Annotated in this window: 14 protein-coding genes; 9 read left to right on the forward strand and 5 right to left on the reverse strand. The window is 48.5% G+C overall.

Annotation, left to right across the window (positions count from 1 at the left end):
- Positions 1-52 precede the first annotated feature (52 nt).
- From QUA77_RS23810 to QUA77_RS23820, 3 genes are all read right to left on the reverse strand, one after another.
- A complete protein-coding gene (locus tag QUA77_RS23810) occupies positions 53-634 on the reverse strand; it encodes a hypothetical protein (protein WP_333452913.1) in 582 nt (193 codons plus the stop codon).
- Positions 635-771: 137 nt separating this feature from the next.
- The gene (gene ppc, locus QUA77_RS23815; RefSeq protein ID WP_333452915.1) at positions 772-3,900 is read right to left on the reverse strand and encodes a phosphoenolpyruvate carboxylase; all 3,129 of its coding nucleotides are present in this window, start codon (positions 3,898-3,900) and stop codon (positions 772-774) included.
- Between the two features lie 408 nt (positions 3,901-4,308).
- Positions 4,309-4,533 (reverse strand): hypothetical protein, encoded by a 225-nt coding sequence (locus QUA77_RS23820; protein ID WP_333452916.1) that lies wholly within the window; start codon positions 4,531-4,533, stop codon positions 4,309-4,311.
- 638 nt (positions 4,534-5,171) lie between these two features.
- On the opposite strand from QUA77_RS23820, the gene QUA77_RS23825 reads away from it, so the two are divergent.
- On the forward strand, positions 5,172-8,690 hold the full coding sequence (locus QUA77_RS23825) for a hypothetical protein (RefSeq protein ID WP_333452918.1): 3,519 nt from the start codon (positions 5,172-5,174) through the stop codon (positions 8,688-8,690).
- Positions 8,691-8,796: 106 nt separating this feature from the next.
- Positions 8,797-11,670, forward strand: a complete 2,874-nt coding sequence (locus tag QUA77_RS23830; protein WP_333452920.1) for a zinc-dependent metalloprotease — start codon at positions 8,797-8,799, stop codon at positions 11,668-11,670.
- Positions 11,671-11,998: 328 nt separating this feature from the next.
- Here the strand turns inward: QUA77_RS23830 and QUA77_RS23835 are convergent, their stop codons facing one another.
- Positions 11,999-12,277, reverse strand: a complete 279-nt coding sequence (locus QUA77_RS23835; RefSeq protein WP_333041853.1) for a Photosystem I reaction center subunit PsaK — start codon at positions 12,275-12,277, stop codon at positions 11,999-12,001.
- Between the two features lie 298 nt (positions 12,278-12,575).
- On the reverse strand, positions 12,576-12,788 hold the full coding sequence (locus tag QUA77_RS23840; RefSeq protein ID WP_333041855.1) for a chlorophyll a/b-binding protein: 213 nt from the start codon (positions 12,786-12,788) through the stop codon (positions 12,576-12,578).
- Positions 12,789-13,367: 579 nt separating this feature from the next.
- Here QUA77_RS23840 and hflX point away from each other — a divergent pair.
- The 7 genes from hflX to QUA77_RS23875 all read left to right on the forward strand — a co-directional run bounded on the left by hflX (position 13,368) and on the right by QUA77_RS23875 (position 21,631).
- On the forward strand, positions 13,368-14,963 hold the full coding sequence (gene hflX / locus QUA77_RS23845; protein ID WP_445302101.1) for a GTPase HflX: 1,596 nt from the start codon (positions 13,368-13,370) through the stop codon (positions 14,961-14,963).
- Between the two features lie 505 nt (positions 14,964-15,468).
- Complete coding sequence (locus tag QUA77_RS23850) at positions 15,469-15,804, forward strand: PEP-CTERM sorting domain-containing protein (RefSeq protein WP_333041858.1); 336 nt, start codon at positions 15,469-15,471, stop codon at positions 15,802-15,804.
- 483 nt (positions 15,805-16,287) lie between these two features.
- Entirely contained in the window at positions 16,288-16,551 is a 264-nt protein-coding gene (gene grxC, locus QUA77_RS23855; RefSeq protein WP_333041860.1) for a glutaredoxin 3, read from the forward strand.
- A 67-nt stretch (positions 16,552-16,618) separates the two neighbouring features.
- Positions 16,619-17,605, forward strand: coding sequence for a glutathione synthase (gene gshB, locus QUA77_RS23860; protein WP_333452922.1), 987 nt, complete (start codon positions 16,619-16,621; stop codon positions 17,603-17,605).
- Between the two features lie 194 nt (positions 17,606-17,799).
- Entirely contained in the window at positions 17,800-18,939 is a 1,140-nt protein-coding gene (locus tag QUA77_RS23865; RefSeq protein WP_333452924.1) for a Gfo/Idh/MocA family oxidoreductase, read from the forward strand.
- 108 nt (positions 18,940-19,047) lie between these two features.
- The gene (locus QUA77_RS23870) at positions 19,048-20,886 is read left to right on the forward strand and encodes a CHAT domain-containing protein (RefSeq protein ID WP_333452926.1); all 1,839 of its coding nucleotides are present in this window, start codon (positions 19,048-19,050) and stop codon (positions 20,884-20,886) included.
- A gap of 163 nt (positions 20,887-21,049) precedes the next feature.
- Positions 21,050-21,631 carry a hypothetical protein gene (locus tag QUA77_RS23875; protein WP_333452928.1) on the forward strand — a complete coding sequence of 194 codons (582 nt, stop codon included), beginning with the start codon at positions 21,050-21,052 and terminating at the stop codon, positions 21,629-21,631.
- Positions 21,632-22,167: the final 536 nt, after the last annotated feature.

Here is a 22,167-nt window from a genome sequence, read left to right on the forward strand (position 1 = left end):
ATGAGGACGACCAGACATTGTAATTCTCTCCTTTACTTTTTACACAAGTCTATCACATCTTTAAAAAAATGGTATTACCAAAAAAAGTCCCGTTAGCAACAACAGCAGCCCGGTAACGCGATACCATATTTTCAAAAGGTTCATCACCCCGCGTTACTTTAAAAGTATTTGCAAAATCTGCATTATTAGCTAACCCAATTGTGATGTAAATTTCTGGATCGGCGAGGTCAATAGTTGTGAGATAAAAACTTGCGCCATCTACATTTTGACTGCTGACTTGTACAGGTTTTGCTTGCTTAGCAGAACGTTTGATAATTTGAGGTTGAGACGGCTGTGCAGCAGGAGAACTTTCTGGCGATTTTACAATTGGATTACTCGGCAGAGGTTGATTGGTTTTTGCCGATTTTACAACCGGATTGTTAGGGAGAGGTTGAGGAGTTTGATTTGATTGTATACTTGATAAAAAAGCGATTGACTTTTGCCACAGTTGACCCGCGAGAGTCAAGAAACTCTCTCGGTTTTGGGCGATCGCAAAATAGTCAGCCGCAACCCGCGCCAAAGCTATGCCCGTTAAAAATAAAAAAGTGCGCCGCAGCATCGGGCGACAACCTTCAGACTGTTTGCGTTTAGACATAAAAAAATCTCAGCTAGGATAGCGAACACTTTCCTCTGGCTGTGACTACAATAGGCGATCGCCTGAATTCTGAAACTACCAGTAGCAAGGTGCGGCTAGCGCACCTCACCACGAATTCAAAACTCAAAACTCTTGCCCTAGCCGGTATTCCGCATCCCCGCAGCAATTCCATTAATCGTCAGCAGAGCTCCCCGCAACAATTCACCCTTGCTGTAACGTGAGTGAATCACCCCGGGAACCCCCCCACTACCATGCTGCCGCAAGCGTTTCAGCAGCGAAACCTGCAACAAACCCAAAGGCACAATGGTCGCATTTCGCAACTGCACCGATCGCTGCAGCGATGGATCTTCGTCCAACAAACGCTGGTGTCCGGTAATCGTTAAAACCAAATCGCGAATCAAATGAAATTCGGCAGCAATTTGATCAAATAAAGCCTTAAAACGCTCCTTATCAGCAGGCAAAGCTAACTCCTGCACGTAGTGTTCTGCAATCTGCAAATCCACCTTAGATAAAGTCATTTCTACCTTAGAAATTACCATTCTAAAAAACGGCCATTTTAAGTAGAAATACTGCAAAAGTTTCATATGTTCTTCCGGTTCCTCCAGCAAAAACTCTTGCAAAGCTGTGCCGACACCGTACCAAGAAGGCAGCAAAAAGCGGCTTTGAGTCCAGCTAAACACCCACGGAATTGCTCGCAAACCGCTGATATCTTTTTTGCCCCCGCGCCGGGCCGGACGAGAACTAATTTGCAACTGGCTGATTTCTTGAATCGGGGTAACTTGGTGGAAGAAATCGACTAAATCCGGCTGTTCGTAGATTAAATGGCGGTAGTGCGATCGCGATCTCGCCGATAACTCCTCCATAATCTCATTCCAAGGGTCGATGCCATCAAAACCAGTGTGCAGCAAACTCGCTTGAATTACCGCCGCCGCCACCGTTTCCAAATTGTAAAGCGCCAACTCCGGCAAAGAATATTTAGAAGCCAAAACCTCGCCTTGTTCGGTAATCTTAATTCGCCCGCTAATACTCTTTCCAGGCTGAGCCAAAATTGCCTTGTAAGCAGGCCCGCCGCCGCGCCCTACCGAACCGCCTCTGCCGTGAAAAATCCGCAACTCTACATTGTATTTTTCCGCAACCATTTGCAAAGCCTTTTGAGCTTTGTGGATTTCCCAATTGCTGCTGAGGAAACCAGAATCTTTATTGCTGTCCGAATACCCCAGCATCACCTCTTGCAATTTGAGAGTTTCGAGGGGAACTTGGATATTTTCTTCGCTTTTTTCCGCTATTTCCTGCGCGTATCCTCCTGCTAGCAAAGCTCGATAAAGCGGCAGATCAAATATTTTTTGCATTACTTCCGGCGCTTTTTTCAAATCTTCCACCGTTTCAAACAGGGGAACTACTTGAATGCTGCTAATTCCTGTAGCCGGATCGTAAAGTCCTGCTTCTTTTGCTAATAGCAAAACCGCCAGCAAATCGCTGACATCGTGGCTCATGCTAATGACGTAAGTTTGGCAAATTTCCGGGCCAAACTCCTGCTGCATTTGCCGCAATATTCGGAAGGTATTGATCGTCTCGCAAGTTTTGGGAGAAAAGGGCAATTCTGCTGGAATTAAAGGGCGGCGAGTTTGCAGTTCCGTTGCAAGCCAAATAATTCGATCGCATTCCGACATTTGATTGTAAGGCTTGGGCAAAATTTGCAAGTATTCAGCAATTTCGCTCAAAGCGTCGGAGTGTACTGTGGACTCTTGGCGGATATCTAAGTAAGCCAAATTAAATCCGTAAATTTCTACTTGGCAGAGCAGATTTTCCAAGTCCCGACAGCTCAAACCTGTTTCGACTAAATTCCGCTCTATGAGCTGCAACTCGGTCAAAAACTCAGTACCCGATCGATAAAGGCCAGTCATTCCGGGATTTTCCGACAAAGCTTCGCGTTCCCGCTGCAACTCGTCTCCTTTGTAGAGCCGCCAATTACGATCGCGCGTATTTTCCAGTCGCTGCTGCACGTAGGCCAGCTTCAACCGATAAGGTTCTTGCCGATAGCGGATTGCCCATTGCTCGTAAACCTCCGGGAATTCCGATTTGTCGCGATCGAGAGATTCGAGCAATTCCGGCAGCACGTCGCTCCAGTGCAGCGACAAACTCAAAAGTTCGTTCAGCCGCTTCACGGCGTTGATGTACTTACACAGCACCAAATGGCGCTGATAGCAAGCGGTTTGCCAAGTAACTTTCGGAGTCACAGAAGGATTGCCGTCTCTGTCGGAACCTACCCAAGAACCGAATTTGCAAAAATTGTAACTCGGCGGTTTCAGGTAAGGATAAGAAGCGTGCAGCGCTTGCTTGAGTCGGTGGTAGAGTTCTGGAATTGCATCAAACAACACTTCATCAAAGTAGTGCAGAGTGTACTCCACCTCGTCAAGCACAGTCGGCTTGAACTGGTGCAGTTCGTCAGTGCGCCACCAGAGGCGAATTTCTTCCATCAGTTGCTCTTGGAGAGCCGCCGCTTCCCAGCAAGACACCGGGTAGGGGCTTTGAGGGTCGCTCCCGATCACCTGAAATTTCTCGTCAACTTGGTCTAGCTGTTGGAGAATCTTCGCCATTCGTCGCTGTTTGGTGCGGATCGTGTGGCGGACAATTTCTGTCGGGTGAGCGGTGAATACTAAGCGGATGTCCAACTGATCGATCAAGCGCTGAATTTGCTGGCTGGGCACGTTCAAGCGCAGCAGCATCGGGAACAGTTGGTGAAAAGTGCCGGCATCACGAGTGATCATCTCGTTGCTGTCTGCCTTGCTCAAAGCCATTTGGGCGGGGCCGGGGCCTTCCCTGTGGCGCGGGCGATCGGGGGCATCCGTTGCTTGTCCTGGCAGCTTAGAAAACATCCGCCCACCAGCATCGTTACTGCTAGCGTAAGCTAGCTGTTGGTCTCGCTGTTCGTAGTGCTGTTCGACAATGTTGATCAACTGAAAATACAGTGCAAAAGCCCTAGCGGCACGGATGGCGGCGTTGAGGTCGAGCTTTTCGATTAGCTGTACGACATTCGACTCGCGAAAGTGAGTGGCTTGTCCCTCGGCGGAATTGACCGATCGCATTTGTTGGAGCAAATCCACCAATTCCTGCCCGCACTCCTGTCGCAGCACCGATTCCCACAAGTCCTCTACAACTTTGAGGCGATTTCGCAGAAACAGGTCTGATTTTGAGTAAGCGGGAGAATGGGAAATAGATGTTGCATCAATAATAGCCTGTTCTGAAGACTGGAGGACTGAACTCATCGGGCTGTTCCTCAATAGCTGCGGGTGTCAAGAAAATTGTATGGTTTAGTTTCGCCTAAAACACTTTTGTTTGCAGTCAAATTTGAGACAACTTATTGCAACGTAGAAAGTAGAAGGCACTTATGTACAAAGTATAAGGAAAAATAAATTTTTAGACCACAGATTGTACCTATTGTCAAGCTTTCATATCAGTTGAGTGGCGATTTTAGATTTTAGACGATCGGCGTCAGACGTTCGGCGAGCGATCGCGTCGAACACTTTGAGATTTACTCCCAAGATGACTCTGGGAAGTTGAACTAGGGTCGAAAATTTTTATCTCTCCCCGACCGGAGTCGGGGGCTAGTCTCCGTTTTTGGGCGGAGTCAAAAATTTAACTTCTAGCTGCAGCAGCATCATTCCTTGGGCTTTCTAATCCTGTGATTGAGGAAAGTTGAGTACGGGAAGGCGCGAACCCCGAAAGACTTCTTCGCTTTCAACACCGATCGACGCAACAAACTCAGCAGCAGCTTTAGCCACCACCAACCCGCCCAGCATAGGTAAAGCGACCAAGCTCAATAAAATGTCTGAGGAAACTGGCAACTTTAGACTCTCAGGTGTTTGATTTTTGAGCAAGTCTTGGTTTTCCGACGGCATAAATTCCTCCTGTGTCAATCCATAATCCCCAGTTTACAAGCCAAATAATCATCTTGACCGCTGCTTTCTGACTAATGACTTCTGAGATCAAATCCGGTGACATCCGACGAAAGATATCCTGCAAGCGATCGTCCCCGCGTAGCCAAGTCTATAAATATCTTCTCGCGAGATCTTAAGCTCGCACTCGGAAAAAACACTTTGTATAAAATCGGGATACTCCCCGAATGCGATTGATCGTGCGACTCTCTCCGCGGAGCATGACGAAATCACAGCACTACAGTCGGAAAATCATAGACATTTGCAGAAAAGCCAGTCTTGAAAAGCCATCCTGCCTGTTCCCCAAGAATTATGAGAGAGATCTAATTATTATTCGGATGCAAACGGAAACGATATGACTAATGACGAATAACTTGTGGCTTGGCTTAATTTGGACCTATCTGTGCCAAAATGTCGAGGTATTATCAAAAAAATATTCCCCAACGGCTCGAAGCCCAGGGGATACAAGGCAAGACACTAAGTCCAGCATGGCTTAAACCAGACAAAACTGTTAGGCTCGGCAAATCAAATAATTGTCTGTAAAATCTGTAACTGTGCTATTTCTAGAAAACAAAACCAGCTTTGGCAAAATTTAGAGTTTCATGTTGAATGCGAACGGGAGCATATTGGCAGACAATCGATCGAGCGCGTCGCAGTGGGCGCAAGAAGCTTTAGGGCTTCCCGAAGTTCAAGTACAAGCGCGTTTGCGGGGAAATCACCTGCACATTTTGTGCGAAGCAGCGCAGTGTCCGTCTCAAGAATTGGTGACGGCGAGATTTACCAACGCCCTCGAACACACTGATTTAACGCGACTGCTGCCCGATCGACCTAAAATTTACCAGTTGTTTCTGTGCGGCCGCAAAATCGGTTCCCGACAAAATGACTGGACAGTCCGGCTCGATTGCAGCAGTCCCAAGCGACAGCAACAGCCACAGCAACCTGAACCAAAAGTTGCCGAAGTGCCGCCGCCAGCGAGTTCCCCGGAGGAAGCGCCAGCAAGCCCTAAAAGAGGCGGATTTTTCGGCAAATTTAAGAATGACAACCAGAAACTCAAACAGACACCAAAACCGATAGAAACAGCAGCCCACCCGCCGCAAGTACGGGAAGAACTGGATTTTGACGCCGAAAGTCTGCCCATAGCCTCCCGCATTCAATACCCAGAAGCTTTTGAAACTTCCCCCGTGACGATCGACACTTCGGCTGCTGCGACGCGGGAAGCTTTCGGTTCCGCCGTTCCCCCGCAGCCGAAAGCGAACCGTGGCGCGGTGGCTTTGATTCAATCCCCCCAAGCTGACTCAGGCGAGGGCGAGCCTGATGGAACATTGACGGTTTCGCCGGAAACGTTGGCGCGCCGGGGCTATCCAGATGCGATCGCCAGCTATCTCAGCGAAATCCTCGGGCCGATGGGAGTTTCGGTGAAAGTCAGCATTCGCGAAAAAGAACTCAAAAGTAGCCGGGAAACGCTGCCGCTGAACGGGCCGGAAAATATCAAGCCCAAAGAACGGCGGTTGCTGGTGCTGTGCGAGTCAGCTTACAGCCCCGACCCCTCATTGCTGGCCGAACCCATCGCGGGCAGGCTGCGAAAACTGCAACTAGAGGATTTCCGCGAAGCCGCGATCGCCAGCCAAGTCAGCGGCGAAGCAAAGCCGGATTGGCTGCTGCGGGTGGATTTGACTTCGCCGGACAAAATTCTCAAGGAATGGGCCAGGTGGGGAGACGTACAGTCGATCGCCAAACTGCTAAATCAACACTTGGCTGCATCGAGAGTCGAAGTGCGGGCTACCCTCAAAGAAGCAACCCTCCACCTGTTTTGCAGCAAAACTGCCAAAAAAGGACAAAAGCCTAAACGGCAAGAATACCCCGACAAGCAGCAAACCACCGACGCGATCGCCCCTTTGTTAGCCTCCTTCGCGCCCCAAGGCATCCGCGCAGCTACTATCTACGGCGTAGAACCAGCCAAGGACTCTCAGGCGGCGCCGGAGTCCCCCGTGTGGATAGACTGGGTGGACTTGCCGGCAGCCCACCACCCCGACTTGGCTGCAAACGCTAGAACGCTGGCGATCGAGGGCGACCAATTGGCTTTGACTTTTTTATTGAACAGGTTGCTCAACCCCAATCTCAGACGCAAGCTGGAAACAGGAGGGATTCGGGCTGTCGTGCTGCAAAAAGCCAACGTGCTGCACGTCATGACAGAAGCTCTGACTTGCCCTTCTCAGTCGAAGGTAGGCCCGCCGGTGGCGAAATTTTTGCGGCACTTACAAATTCCGGGAGTGGCAGGGGTGCGAGTCTACGGACGGCGCGCCGGCCAGAAACTGCCCCTGTGGCGCTACGCAATCGACCTCAGAACCGCTGTTGACGAGGAATCAGCGACGGCACCCGCACCTGATCCATCCCAAGTGGCTGTGTTGGAAAAGGAACCGGTGCCGGAGTTTGCGCCGGCGGAGGATGGGAGTTTTTCGGGTTTGGGCGACAATTTGGTGTTCGATGCTCCGATGCCCAACTCCTGGCGGCCCCGCTTCAAAATCAGACTCCCCGGATACAATCTGGGCGAGCAATTAGTTCAAGCTGCGGTGCAACCCCTTGTCGCTTCGGGTTTGTTTGTTCCCAACGATGGTTTATCAACGAATACTGCTGCGCCGGGGGGCGTGAGAGCCGATCGCGCCGCGGGAATGGCTTTGATTTGGGCGATCGCTGGCTGTCTGCTGACTTTCAATACCGATTGGCTGCTCGGTCTATTTCTGCAATCTGCGACGGTTAGTAAAGCTCCTAGCGCCTCCGAAGTTTGCAGTGGGCCAAATTGTCAAAATTCAGCTCCCAAGGCTTTGGGCGACGTTACAGCCCGACTTCCGAACGAAACCGCGAACCCCGTTCCCCCTTCTGGGGAGGTGAACTTGCCTCAAATTCCCTTGCAGCCGTCGCCGGAAGCGAACCAGCAAGAGGTTTTTAATGGCTCTGGGTTTACGAAACCGGGAAATACTAGTGTTCCTGTAGCTGATGTTTCTGCTCCTCCGGTGTTCCCAACTTTGAGGAGCGAGCAGCTTGACGATCAGATAGCGCGCTATCAAGAGTACATCCACCTGCACAAAAAACCGCCGGATATTTTAATTGTCGGTAGTTCGAGGGCGCTGCGGGGCATCGACCCGGCGGTTTTGGAAACCGCTTTGGCAGCTTCGGGCTACCCGGGGCTGAGGGCTTACAATTTTGGGGTAAATGGAGCTACTCTCCAGGTTGTAGATTCGATCATCCGTCGGATTTTGCCACCACAACAACTCCCGAAATTGCTGGTGTTGGCGGACGGGGCGAGGGCTCTCAACAGCGGGCGGCCGGATTTGACTTTTAGTGCGATCGCTTCTTCGGAAGGTTACAGGCAATTGAGCCGGGGTAGTTTTCTGATTCGCACCAATCAATTAGAATCCGAAACATCGAACGAAAGCTCCAACAATCCGGTGGCGACTGCCACTGAATTGGTAAACAATTTGGGACAAGCTCAAGCTAATGTTCAGCAATTGGTGAGTCAAAAGTTGGTGGAGGGTTCTGCAACTTACAAAAAGCGCGATCGACTTAAAGGGTTTTTGCGATCGATCGTTAATCCATCAGCCCCTGTTGCAACCGACAGCCCCCAAACGGAAGCCCTGGGCGAACAAACAACGGAAAATGCCCAGCCAACCGGTGCGAGTAAACCCGTCAGCGAGTTTCAACCAAATGGCTTTTTGCCGATCGATATACGCTTCAATCCCGAAACTTACTTTCAGAAGCACCCGAAAGTATCTGGTTATTACGACTCCGACTATCAAAATTTTAAATTGATAGGTGAACAAGCTCTAGCACTCAAAAATCTGATCGAATTTACCAAGGTTCGCAACATCAATCTCGTGTTTGTGAATATGCCTCTGACTGAAGATTATTTAGACCCGGTGCGGACAGGTTACGAACAAGAATTCCGGCAATATATGCAAGAATTAGCAGCTCAAAGCGGACTAATTTTCCTAGATAAGAGTTTATTGTGGCCGCAGGCGCGGGAATCTTTTTCCGACCCCAGCCACCTCAACCGTTACGGGGCTGTTGCAGTTTCTAAGCGGTTGGCTCAAGATCCCATGATTCCCTGGCCCGCGAAACAGTAGTTTTGAGTTTTGAGTTTTGAGTTATTTTAGAAGTTAAAGGAACCCAGCCTGCCGAGTGGGCCCCTGCTCTTTCAAAACTATTCTTTCCTGCGGCTAAATACTGAAAATGAAAAAATTGATATTTCCTGAAAATAGCAAAAATACACAGATAAAAACTCCTAGAAAAAATCTGCCTGTGATATTTTTTATATTATCTTTAGCATTTTTATGTTTTAGTTTGTATAAAGGTTTCTTTTTACCTTTAGCTTTATCAGCGGGGCCGCCCAGCAACGAACAAAGTAGCGAACAGCCAACTCTGGCACCCTTTGAAGAGGTTGTCAAAGACGCGCAAAAGTTAGAGGGATTATTTACTCTTTACCGCAATCAAGCAACTGATAAAGTATATCTGGAAATTACACCGCAACAATTCAACAAAAAGTTCCTGTGCTTTGTGACATTGGCATCGGGTTTGGGGGAAGCGGGCATTTTGAGCGGAATGCCGATCGGCGATTTCTTGTTTCAACTGCGGCGCGTCCAAAATAACGTGCAGTTTGTGATCCCAAATATAAATTTTCGCACAAGTCCGGGCGACCCGCAAGCAGGTTCGGTAGAACGGGGATTTAGCGACTCGATTCTCTATTCTTTGCCTCTCAAAAGCATTCATCCGCAAAGACAAACTCTGCTAATAGATTTAGGAGAGTTGCTGATGAGCGAAAAACGCGATTTACCAGGGGTAAAAGCAATTTTGCCGATGCTTTTGGGTTCTTCTTACTCGATCGATGCAGACAAGTCTTCTTTTAAAGATGTTAAAGCGTTTCCGCTGAATGTGGAAATTGCTTCTGTCTATGGTTTTTCTAGCGATAATGACAGTGAGCTTAACTATTTACCTTCGGTTCCTGACAGTCGGGCTTTTAACCTCCGCATTCACTACAGTTTCTCGGAAGTGCCGCTAAATAACGGCTACCGCCCCAGACTGGCGGACGAGCGAGTGGGCTATTTTCTTACAGCATATAAGGACTTTTCTGACAAGAGCAGCCGGGAGCCTTTTGTGCGCTATATCAATCGCTGGCATTTGCAAAAGCAAATCCCGACAGCGCCGATGTCGCCTCCGGTACAGCCGATCGTCTTTTGGATTGAAAATAATGTGCCTACCGAATACCGAAACGCAATTCGTGAGGGCGTTTTGGAGTGGAATAAAGCTTTTGAAAAGGCAGGTTTTACTGAGGCAATTCAGGTCAAACAAATGCCGGACAATGCTAAATGGGACCCGGCTGACGTTCGCTACAATACTATCCGCTGGTCGAGTTCTTTTGAGCCTCAGTTTGCCGGCATCGGGCCGTCTCGTACTAACCCACTGACAGGGGAAATTTTGGATGCTGACATTCTGTTGGATGCTAATGTTGTCCGGGAAATCAAACAGGGTTATCGGTCTTTGGTGGAACAAAATCGCTCGGTATCTAAAAGTTTTCAAGGGCGAAACGGTTCTAATACTAATCCCTGTCAGTTCGGGATGTATTCTCGCTATTTGAATCTGTTAGAAAATGGGGATTTAGGAAAAAGTAGCGGGGAAAATGGTGGAGGTGGAATTGCTGATGATTTGCCGACTTTGGTAGAACGATATCAAGAGCAAAAGCGAGCTCCTTTATCGCGGTTGATGTCGAGTTCGGATATGTGTTTTGGGTTGGAATCGAGTCGCCAGTTTGCGATGGGGGCCATGTCGATGGATCTGTTGCAAAATGCAGCGCCTAGCAGTCCGACAATTGACAATTATGTGAATGAATATATCAGATATTTGACGGCGCACGAAGTCGGTCACACTCTTGGTTTGAGGCACAATTTTCACGGGAGTACGATGCTGCAACCGGAGGATTTGAACAATACTCAGGTAACTCGCACGCAAGGTATGGTGGCGTCGGTGATGGATTATGTGCCGATTAATTTGGCACCGCAGGGAACTGTGCAGGGCGACTATTTTCCCAGGATTGTAGGGCCTTATGACGATTGGGCGATCGAGTATGGTTACAAGGTGATTGGTGGCGTAAACCCTAACAGCGACTTACCAGCGCTGCAACAAATTGCCAGCCGCGGGGCCCAAGCGCAATTAGCTTACGCGCCGGATGAGGATTCTGTTGATATTCTCGATCCCGCGGCAAATACCTTTGATCTCAGCGCCAATATGCTGAGGTACTCGCAATGGCAATTGGATAATGCGAGGGCGATGTGGAAGCGTTTAGAAAAGCGAATTCCGGTTGGGGAAAACGGTTATAACGAACTGCGGGTGATGTTTGATTCGGTGTTCGGGTATTATGTCAACCAGGTGATGAATGCTACTTTGTACGTCGGCGGGCAGTCGTTTAATCGGATTCGCCCTGGAGATACTAATGCGAAGTTGCCGTTTGTTCCGATCGAACTTTCTCAGCAGCGTGAAGCTTTAGCAACCCTTGAAAAGTACGTTTTTGCCCCGGATGCGTTTAGTTTTGCCCCGGAATTGCTCAACAAATTGGCACCTTCGCGCTGGGAACACTGGGGAAGTCCGGCTTTGGTGTTTCCTCTAGATTACCCGATCGGCGATCGAATTACTTTTTTGCAGCGGTTTGTGTTGCGGGTTTTGCTATCTCCGATGCGCTTGGCGAGGCTACGGGATGCCGAGTTAAAATCGGCGCCGGAAACTGCTTTGAGGTTGCCGGAAGTGTTGGATACTGTGCAAAAGGATATCTGGCAAGAGGTTTTGCAGCCGGAAAAGAAGATGCAAATTTCAACTTTTCGGCGTTCTTTGCAGCGGGAACATTTAGCAATTTTGATCGGAATGGTGCTGCGAAAAACGAATGTTCCAGAGGATGCACGGAGTTTGGCTTGGTACGAGTTGCGGCAGTTGCGGGAGGGTTTGAGCAAGAGTATTCGCAATTTGGATCGGAATGCGGATGCTTATACGCGGGCTCATTTGGAGGAAACGCGCGATCGTATTTCTAAGGTTTTGAATTCGCAAATTCAGTCGAATTAATCTGTTGCTGACTACAGGTAGGAATTGAGATTTCCCAATTGCTATAAGCCTGCTTGAGGGTGAGTTTTGTAATTTCCGAGAAAAGTTTATTCATACCCTGATTAAGCAACGACTTAATCAGGGTATGAAAAAAATCCGTTAAAAATCCCTAATCTTTGTGGATACTGGTTTCTATGACTTGTATATTTAGCGTTTCCTACCGTAAATCAGCCAAGCAAAATAAAATTAGGGGTGAGTGCTTTTCACTTACCCCCTACCATTTTTTTGGCGCTTTTGAACCTACTAAAAAATGTGGCAATAAATTACCACAAAAGCTACGCCATTTATTCTAAAAATATTTGTCGATGTTGAGGGTCAAAATCATGAATGCTCCGAGCAAATGACCTGCGCTCATGCAAGCCAGAAATGCTGGTACGCTTACATTGTTGAACAAAGAGGGGAACGGTAAAGGCATTTTCGGCCCGACGTGGGGATACCAAATTCGGCGGCTGAGAACTAGCAATGCTAAGATATTACAAACAAACATCACTATTGGTTTTTGCCAATTTCCTGATGCTGTGTCAGCCAGAGTCGATTCTACTACTGCCAGTAAATTTGAGTTAATCATCGTTGATGCTCCTATTTTTCATAAATTATTAGAAATGCTAGATGAGATTTCTTGCCAAAAATACAGCAGGGGCGATCGCCTTTACGCAATAAATATCTGTTGCTGTGAATCTTCACCGCGCCAGCGACAGCGCCCCCACCCATAATCATCGAATTACAGCAAGAAGTCTTTTAATGCCATTCAAAAGTAACGAAAGATACAAAGGGACCAAACAATACTCGCTGCCATTTGTAACTTTTAGCCTGTCTGGCAGTGGTGGCATTTACTCACGCTGCCAGACAGGAAATACCGCTACTCATTACTGAGCAATGTAGGTAGGCAGAAAGTGAAGTATGTCACGGAGAACGCTATATCCAGCGGCATCCCAAAGCAAATAAGCTAAGAAACCGATCATCGCTAAGCGACCGTTCCAAAGTTCTGCTTGCGGGTTGAAGCCAAACAAAAAGGCATTCCGATCTTTGCCGTTGTAAGCATTAGCTGTAGGAGGCAAGTTAGTAGGACGAGTTTCCATGTTTTTACATTCCTTAACAATGTTTCGCTTCTCATGGTAGCGGCCTAATTTCTGCTTTGCTATCTGCCTGTAGGCTCAAGATAAACACAAGTCTAAAGGAGGATTTTGAAACCGAAAATAAAGTGTTAAGTTTTGTTGAGGGAGATTTTTTAAGCGATCGCCTGTATCTGTAGATACTAAATACAACTGCAAGTTGATATGGCCGCTGTGAAAGGCTCCATCGCCTCGTAGCGACAAACAGCGGCGCTGGTGACTCGACAATACTGAATCCGCGAGATCCTAGACGCAAGAAAATTTAGTAAATTTCAACTCAAAAGCCGAACACATCGCGCGGGAGTTAATTAAAATAGGAGATAAACAGAGCGATCGGGAGAAACAGTTATCGAAACCATCTACGGCAATCTTCAAGGTTTAAAGTCCAGCCAGCTCAAGCAACTCGAAAAGCTGTACCACCAGCGACTACCGGGCGATCGCATCACCACTGCAGAATTCGCTCAGCGGGTCGCCGCCATCAGCACGGAAATAGACAAACCAATCTGCGCCTACATCAACCGCCGCGGACAAGTCATTCGCGTCGGCGTGGGTTCACCCCGGCAAACGCAGATTGCGCCCCTAGAATTGCCCCGCTACGGGGGAGGTCGCCTCAGCGGCATTCGCTGCATCGCCACCCACCTGAAGCCAGAAACCCCAAGCGAAGCAGCCCTCACAGCAATGGCAATTCAGCGCCTGGATGCCCTGGTTTGGCTGACACTGAGCGGCGGAGGATTTCAGCGTCGCGGCGGCGGTGCGACTGGTTACATCCAAGAAACTTATCTCGCTCACCTGATACCCCAGGGAGATCAGCCAAATTTTGAGTTCTCTGTTTTGAGCGCTCAGTTAGAACCAGATGCAACTGATGAAATAGAAGAGCCTTCTATTCCAAAGTCACTAATTCAAACTCCACACTTTCCCTGGAAAATATCAGAACCGCTGAATTTGGACGAACTCGCCGACCAAGACTTTCTGGATTTGGTGGAAGGACTCGAAGCAGAGTTTCAAGCAGAGTTTGTCGCTAAGCAGGTCGATGCAGACCAAGACAAAGTGCTGTTGGTAGGTGTCATGACTCAGCACATGACTCAGTTGGAGTTTGAGGACGGACTCGCAGAAATCACGCGGCTGGTTGAAAGCGCTGGGGGTCAGGTACTGCAAACAGTGCGCCAAAAACGATCGCGCCCCCATCCGCAAACAGTCGTCGGCGAAGGCAAAGTTCAGGAAATTTCCCTCACCGCTCAGACGATTAGCGCTAACCTCGTGGTATTCGATCGCGACCTGGCCCCCGCACAAATACGGAACTTGGAAACTCAGATAGGTATTCGCGTTGTCGATCGAACAGAAGTAATTCTCGACATCTTTGCCCAAAGAGCTCGATCGAGCGAGGGTAAATTGCAAGTCGAACTCGCTCAGCTAGAGTACGCCCTGCCCCGGCTCAGAGGTCGCGGTCAGGCAATGTCGAGACAGGGTGGCGGCATCGGTACTAGAGGCCCAGGGGAAACCAAGCTAGAAACCGAACGGCGGACGATCGCCAAACGCATTTCTCGATTGCAGCAAGAAGTAAATCAACTGCTGGCGCACCGCTTCCGACTGCGCCAGAACCGCCATCATCACGACGTACCGTCAGTGGCGATCGTTGGCTACACCAACGCAGGTAAATCGACTCTGCTTAACCTGCTCACGAATTCCGAGGTCTACGCCGCCGACCAGTTATTTGCCACCCTCGACCCCACAACCCGACGGTTGACCATTCCTGGCACTGCCATCCGCGAACCCCTGTCGATCGTCCTCACAGATACAGTGGGCTTTATTCGTGAACTGCCTCCCGCCTTGATCGACGCTTTTCGGGCTACCCTCGAAGAAGTCACTGACGCCGATGCTTTGCTGCATCTCGTCGATCTCTCCCATCCCGCGTGGCAGAGCCAAATTCGATCGGTCATGAATATTTTGACCGATATGCCCGTAACTCCCGGCCCAGCCCTTGTAGTTTTCAACAAAATCGATGCCGTAGATGGAGATACTCTCGCCCTCGCCCGAGAAGAATTTCCTCAAGCAGTATTTATTTCGGCCGCCAAAGGTCTTGGGATGGAAACTCTCCGCGACAGACTAGCTCAGCTCATTCAATACGCCCTCTACCCTCGGTAAATACTTAAATATTTCTTTTGAGTAGTTGACATGGGGGAATATACGTACATATACTGAGGACAGATATAGTCGAACTATGAGAGGATAAAAGAGTAGTCAGATTGTGCATTGCAAAGTACAATACAGCAGCTCTATTTTGCGATAGGTAAAATAATTAATTTCCGGAGGCCGCGGTCAAGGTAAAAAGACTCTTTGTTAATGGCTGTAAGGGCTGTTGGTTCAGAGGTAGCAAAAAGATGTTGCTTCACTCTATGCAAATTACACTGCAAACTACACTCGGTGCAAACTACCTGTGCAAACCACGGTACGGGATGTCAAGGTAAAAGAGAATAATTTTATTAAAGTGTTTGGGCACTCACCTCAAGCGCTATACTATCTTTTACAGACGTCCGCCAGAGAATACATCCATTTATTGTAAGAACTCTAAAATCCTTGCCCGTCGTACAGCGCTAATCTCTAGGACTATTTCTATTTTTCGATTTTACCACTGTTTAACTAAATAGTTATGTGTACGCCACTGGCAAAACTAGCAATTGGACTCTCTGCCACAATGGCAACAGCGTTTTACTATCTAGCTGCCGCCCCTCCGGCAGCAGCAGTAGATGTCTGCGGTCCGGGAAATTATTCTACTGCTTGTGCCCCCACGCCGGCACCAAGCCCAACGGCATCCGACGCGCAATTGCCGAGCCAGCGGGGTTTGTCCGAAATATACAGAACCCCACCTTCGAGAGACACAACTTCTATTCCTGAACCGGGTACTGCGATCGCAGTCCTACTGACAGGTGCAGGAATGATCTGTTCATGCAGAAAGCGAAACAATCAGGTTGGTCCGCAGCGCTAGGCAGGCTGATGACCAACCTGTTTGCCTTTACAATGTCTCCGTTTTTTTTAGCGCGGGTATTGGTTTACTTAAATTTATATATAAAATTGTATAAAAAATAACTTGACACCTCGCTTGTGCGCTGCAAATAGAGCCGGATGTTGAAGGAAGAAAGCGATAGTGTCTGCAGTCAGGGTAAAAACAAGGAAGAAGGCAACTGCACTTCCCGGCAAGGGTTTCAGCAATGAATAACCTCCGGTCCAACAGATAAGGTTGCTATATGTTGCTATATATAATAAAAATTAAAATATAAAAATTAAAATAAGATTGGTTAAGATCCATGCTTCGGACAGTTTTTGAGAGTCAACCGTATAATAAGGCTTTCAAGGCTCCAAAGCAAGTTGACTACCAACGAAAAATCGACTGTTTCAGCCTAGGAACTAAAAACAGTCCGCACTAGGGTTAAGATTACAATTAAAAAATATTGTTATTTCTTGAGCATCCATGACCCCTAAAGTAGAAATTTACACTTGGAGAACCTGCCCGTTTTGCGTTCGTGCCAAAGCACTGCTAAAGCGAAAAGGGATTGATTTTACAGAGTACGCGATCGACGGAGATGAAGCAGCACGGGCTCAAATGAGCGATCGAGCCAACGGAGGCCGCACCCTGCCACAAATATTCATTAACGACCAACACATAGGTGGCTGCGACGAAATTCACAAACTCGATGCTCTAGGCCAGCTAGACCCGCTGCTAGCAGCAAAATGAGGCATTCCCTGTCTAATTTTCAGTTAGCCCTAATTTTCCTGCGACCAATTCTTAATTTTAATTGACAATGAAATTTGCATTCATCATCGATCCCCTCGCGCGACTAATTCCAGGACACGATACCAGCGTAGCGCTGATGGAAGCCGCTCAAGAGTTGGGTCACGAAGTCTGGGCGACTCAAGCCAACGAACTAAGCGTCATCGGCGGCAAAACCTGGGCAATGCTGAGTCGGGTAGCCCTCACCCCAGTAAAAGTGGTAGATGGACGCTGGGAGGCTGCTGAGGCTTGGTACCAGGTAGAACAGCCTACTTTGCAGCCTCTAGAAGCAATGGACGCAGTATTTATGCGGACAGACCCCCCAGTCAACATTCCTTACCTCTACGCTACTTACCTTCTAGACGGCATCGATCCGGCTAAAACTTTGGTAGTTAACAGTCCCAAAGGATTGCGGGCGGCCAATGAAAAGATGTATGCTTTGCAATTTGAGGGAGCGATCCCCGAGACAATTGTTTCTCAAAACAAGCAGGTAATTCGGCAATTTGTTGAGAAAAAAGGAGCAGCAGTTCTTAAACCCTTGGGTGGCAAAGCTGGCGAGGGGATTTTGTTCTTGGAGGCGGGCGATCGCAATCTTAACTCCCTGGTCGAAATTAGCACTCAACAAGGGCAAATTCCAGTGATGGTTCAGACTTATCTGCCGGAAGCCAAAGAGGGAGACAAGCGGATAGTGCTGTTGAACGGCAAGCCCATCGGTGCTATCAACCGTATTCCCACCGGCAATGAATTTCGCGGCAACATGGCCGTGGGTGGCCGAGTCGCAAAAACAGAAATTACCGATCGCGAACTGCAAATTTGTGCTCAGTTAGAACCAGTGCTGCAACGGGACGGACTGTACTTTGTCGGCATTGATATTATAGGCGGTTATCTCACAGAAGTTAATGTCACCAGCCCTACAGGGATCAGAGAAATTGACTTGTTTGACGGCGTTAATTTGGGCAAACAAGTAATTGAATGGGTGGAGAAGGAAGAAGGAAGAAGGAAGAAGGAAGAAGGATGAGGGAAGAAGCCAAGCACGACACAGATTAGGACACGGATACACGGATTAATTATCGACCGTCAGGCAGATTTACAGTCGTTCGTTAGTTATTTGTTAGTTGTTCCCAATTCCCAATCCCCAATTCCCAATCCCCAATTCCCACTTCCCACTTCCCAATCCCCAATTCCCAATCCCCAATTCCCAATTATTAAATTATGTCAAAAATTGGCGTTGCAGTAGTCGGTACAGGTTTCGGTCAAAAAGTACACCTTCCCGGATTCCAGGCCCATCACCGGACAGAGGTTGTGGCTGTTTATCACCGGAATTTAGACAAAGCAAAGGCGATCGCCTCTACCCACAATATCCCCTACGCTTGCGACTCGATCGCCGATATAGTAGCCATCCCAGAAGTAGCGGGCGTCAGCATTTCCACACCGCCGTTTTTGCATTTTGAAATGGCAAAAACAGTCTTGGAAGCAGGCAAGCATTTATTATTAGAAAAACCCACCGCCCTGACAGCAAATGAAGCCAGGGAACTTTACCGATTGGCAAACAACGAATCTCAAACCGATTTTAGAAATGGTGGTTCCAGAGGAATTTCCACAATGGACTTTGAGTTTCGCTTCATCCCCGCATGGCAAATGCTAGCAGAATTATTGGCAGCAGAATATGTGGGAGAAAAGCGCTTAATTAAAATTGATTGGCTGGTGTCGAGCCGCGCTGATGCGAGTCGCCCCTGGAATTGGTACGCGCAAAAAGAGCTAGGCGGCGGAGTTTTGGGCGCGACGGGTTCTCACGTTTTTGATTATATTAGCTGGCTGTTCGGCCCGCCCCAGAGGCTTTCTGGGCAATTGATTACAGGAATTTCGGCGCGGCCAGATCCGAATGATTCAGGAAAATTAAAATTAGTTGATGCCGATGATTCTTGCACGTTGATGTTGGAATTAGCCGGGGGAACTCCTTGTCAAGTTTGTTTGAGTTCTGTTACTTATCAAGGGCGGGGACACTGGGTGGAAATATACGGGAGTAAGGGTACGTTGGTGTTAGGAAGCGATAACCAGCAAGATTACGTCCACGGATTTCGCTTGTGGGGTTCCCAAGGTGGAGAACCTTTAGCTGAAATCAAAATTCCTCAAAGATTGGAGTTTCCTCAAGTATTTCCAGACGGGAGAATTGCACCGTTTATTCGAGTAGTAGATAGGTGGGTAGAAGCAATAGATGCCGGTAAATCGTTGATACCGTCCCTCAGAGAAGGGGTTTACTCGCAGTTGTTGATGGATTTGACCCAGGAGTCGAATGCTACGGGAACTTGGGTAGATTTACCGAGTATAGATAAATTTTTGGGCACTAAGTAAAAGTAAAAACTGCCAAAGCAATCTCACGCACTCGATCGCACCCCAAACCCGATAAACTACAAATAGAGAAACTCAATCCCACCCTATATCCAGAGTCGATAGTTGTGAATGGCGCGCCCTGAAAGTCCTTGCCTCAGTATAGCGATCGCTCGCCTGAGAACCGCTGGGGCAAACCATTTTGCCACTTGGGTTCTACAAGCTCCCTATCCCAGCGGGTACGTTCACCACGACTGTATGTGGCCCGATACCCTCTCCCAATCTTGGAAAGCTTGGCAGGAAATGTTTTCGCCCTCCGGGACAATTCACGAATTGCCCCTAAATCCTGATGGCAGTTTCGTCTCGCCGGAAAACAACCAGAATATACTGGCAGAAACTGAACAACGAAGTCCTCAGTCGCTCGACCTCGCTCCAGCGACGCCCTCTGTGCCGCTCCACCTGGGCCAGCGGGGGTGGGGCGAGAAAGGGGATCAGCATCCGCCTCGGCCACCGGCAAGCTACAGCAGCCGCCTGATGCAGCATTTGGGGATTAATCTTTGGCAGTGGCTGTTTGAAGGCCCGATTCAGGGTAGTCTCCAGGAAAGTAAAGGTATTGCGATCGGGCAAAATCTACCCCTGCGAGTACGCATAGATTTGCGCGAACCGTATTTAATTGCTTTGCCTTGGGAAATTATGCAGCCTCAAGCCGGTCAACCGGCAATTTCTCTGTCGCAGCAACTGCTGTTCAGCCGCACTACCAGCAATGTTGAACCTTTGCCACCCCTGCAGCCTGCGGAGTCGCTCAACATTTTGCTAGTTTTGGGACAAGCAGAACCAGGCGGCGGTGCTAATTCCCAATTTTCCAACAGCAATAACGGTCATTTGCAGTTGGGAGAAGAAGCACTCGCCTTAGCGGGCGTTCTGGAAAGTGCTTTTCAAACCGACGACAGCGGCAAATATTTTGACATCAGCGTTCCGACTCGCGTCGATACTCTGATCGAACCTACTCCGGCGGAACTCATTTCTCGGCTGGAAACGCAAGCTTACAACATTCTGTTCTACGCCGGCCACGGGATACCGGGCCCCGACGGCGGTTTGCTGTTTTTGGGGCCGGAAACGGCGATTAATGGTACTGAACTAGCTCAGGTATTAGTTCGGTGTCGCGTGACTCTGGCGGTGTTTAATGCCTGCTGGGGAGCTCAGCCGGCGGTGGAGAGGTTGCACTCAACTAACGGTCAACAACAGGCGATCGCCCGCAGCAGTTTGGCTGAGGTACTGATCCATCACGGGGTGCCGGCGGTGTTGGGGATGCGGGATTCGATCGCCGATCGCGAGGCCCTGAGTTTTATCCAAACTTTTGCTCAAGCTTTGGCCGGACGGATGTCGATCGATCGGGCCGTCGCCGTCGCCAGACAGCAGTTACTGACGCTTTACAAGTTCAATCAACCGGCTTGGACGCTGCCTGTGCTGTATATGCACCCTGAGTTTGACGGTCAGCTAACTGAGCCGGTAGATGACCTCAAAACTGAATTGCCTTTAAATTCTTCTACTTGGCTGGGACGGTTGCCGTCTTGTGCTTATTTGCGGGGGCGCGATCGACCAAATGCCAAATCCACCGACTCGACCAATCAGGTTTGGCCGATTCGCGCTGGTATAGTTCGAGTCGGACGCTGGGAAGAAAACGACGTAGTGATTCGAGAACAGTGGGTTTCTCAAAAACACGCCGAGATTTTCTGCCGAAACACGATCGGAGATACCCAGGAAGAACCTAGCTACTTCCTGCGCGATTTTTCTCGCTACGGGACTCTAGTTTTGGGATCTGAGGGATGGCAGAGAGTTCACCACCAAGAATTGTTGCTACGCAGCGGGACTCAGCTCAAATTTGGCAGTTCTCAAGGTCAGATTTTTGAGTTCACTATTGAGGTTCCTAAAACTTCGGGGTACAGTGAGACTGATTGCGGAACGAATTAAGGTGCGCGTGTAGCTAATGAAGGCAATGGGCGAGTGGCACAGCAAAGTTCTGTTGAGTCTCCAGTCTGAATTTAAAAGAGTTACTTACCACTGATAGCTCCCAACTAGCTCTTGGCACAGTCCCCCTTCTATATTTTCCTTTTCCCCCTTGAGGTATTACATCATGGCTACCCAATCTCCTGATTCTGAATATTTTCGCGACTCACAAACTCAGGCCCAGATGGAACTTCTCGCCACAATAGTTCAGACTGATGTTGCTTATCCCTGGAATCCTGCACAGCTTGAATCCGAATCTTATTTGGCTGCCCTAGAGCAGGAATTTGCGCTATCTGATTCATTCAGCGACAGCGATATTGCCCTGAAGTCCCAAGTTTTATTCTCGCAATTAGAACAAGTTTGGCTGACGACTGCTCTGCAAAAGTCTTTGCGCGAGAAATTTGCTCGCGTTCCTCAAGATTTTCTGGCCAGCATCGCTCAAAGCGTGCAAAACGCAACTGTTAAGTGTCAATCTTTAGCTGACCAAATGGTAGAGTGCGTCTTAGATATTTTGCCTCAGTGGGCTGAGGAAGATTTACAGGTGTTGGCGCGTCCTTTGGCTTATGCGATGCGAGATGTTGATTCCGAAGGCGGGGAATTGGTCATGGCGACTAAAAGACCTTGGGCCCAATTGTCGGAAATAGAACAAGCCAGAGTTAGTTTGGCTGTCGCCCGCTATGCAATCTCGCAATTAGAAATTGCTGATTAGTTTTTTGATGGCTGGGTTTTTGTGCTGCGATCGCGGTAATTTTTTTTAATTAATATAAAATTAATCTACCTTTAGTTAGATGTCAAATTCGTCTAATTGTTAAATCCTAGGGATTGCTATAGTTTGATATAGCAATCCTATTTGATTTGTAGACAAGATAATTTTTTTTGAACTATAGCAAGCGCGCCCGACGGTTAGGACCCAGATGTGGGAGCATTTTCAATCAGCTTTTTATGGGCGGCGTCGCAGAAACGGCCCACAAGAATTATTTTTTATTATGGAACAAGCCGGAAAGCCTGTTGCTGACATTGCTGAAGATTGCTTCTGATATCTTTTCCGGTTGGGTGGGAATGATAAAGTCAAGGTCGCACAATTCCACATTCCCCCACTCCCCACTCCCCACTTCCCACTCCCCATCATTCCAGTGTTACCGAAATTGATAGGACTTCTCTCCTCGGTAACTAAAGCCTTATTCCTTCTTCCTTCTGCTATATTTTGCCAGGTTTGGACTCGCTAAGCAGTTTGGCAACCGCAAG

The organism is Microcoleus sp. K5-D4 (assembly GCF_036704575.1).
GTDB lineage: Bacteria > Cyanobacteriota > Cyanobacteriia > Cyanobacteriales > Microcoleaceae > Microcoleus.

Coding starts and splice junctions, on each gene's coding strand:
- QUA77_RS23810 (WP_333452913.1), bottom strand. CDS start 634: ATGTCTAAACGCAAACAGTCTGAAGGTTGTCGCCCGATGCTGCGGCGC.
- ppc (WP_333452915.1), bottom strand. CDS start 3,900: ATGAGTTCAGTCCTCCAGTCTTCAGAACAGGCTATTATTGATGCAACA.
- QUA77_RS23820 (WP_333452916.1), bottom strand. CDS start 4,533: ATGCCGTCGGAAAACCAAGACTTGCTCAAAAATCAAACACCTGAGAGT.
- QUA77_RS23825 (WP_333452918.1), top strand. CDS start 5,172: ATGTTGAATGCGAACGGGAGCATATTGGCAGACAATCGATCGAGCGCG.
- QUA77_RS23830 (WP_333452920.1), top strand. CDS start 8,797: ATGAAAAAATTGATATTTCCTGAAAATAGCAAAAATACACAGATAAAA.
- QUA77_RS23835 (WP_333041853.1), bottom strand. CDS start 12,277: ATGATTAACTCAAATTTACTGGCAGTAGTAGAATCGACTCTGGCTGAC.
- QUA77_RS23840 (WP_333041855.1), bottom strand. CDS start 12,788: ATGGAAACTCGTCCTACTAACTTGCCTCCTACAGCTAATGCTTACAAC.
- QUA77_RS23850 (WP_333041858.1), top strand. CDS start 15,469: ATGTGTACGCCACTGGCAAAACTAGCAATTGGACTCTCTGCCACAATG.
- grxC (WP_333041860.1), top strand. CDS start 16,288: ATGACCCCTAAAGTAGAAATTTACACTTGGAGAACCTGCCCGTTTTGC.
- gshB (WP_333452922.1), top strand. CDS start 16,619: ATGAAATTTGCATTCATCATCGATCCCCTCGCGCGACTAATTCCAGGA.
- QUA77_RS23865 (WP_333452924.1), top strand. CDS start 17,800: ATGTCAAAAATTGGCGTTGCAGTAGTCGGTACAGGTTTCGGTCAAAAA.
- QUA77_RS23870 (WP_333452926.1), top strand. CDS start 19,048: ATGGCGCGCCCTGAAAGTCCTTGCCTCAGTATAGCGATCGCTCGCCTG.
- QUA77_RS23875 (WP_333452928.1), top strand. CDS start 21,050: ATGGCTACCCAATCTCCTGATTCTGAATATTTTCGCGACTCACAAACT.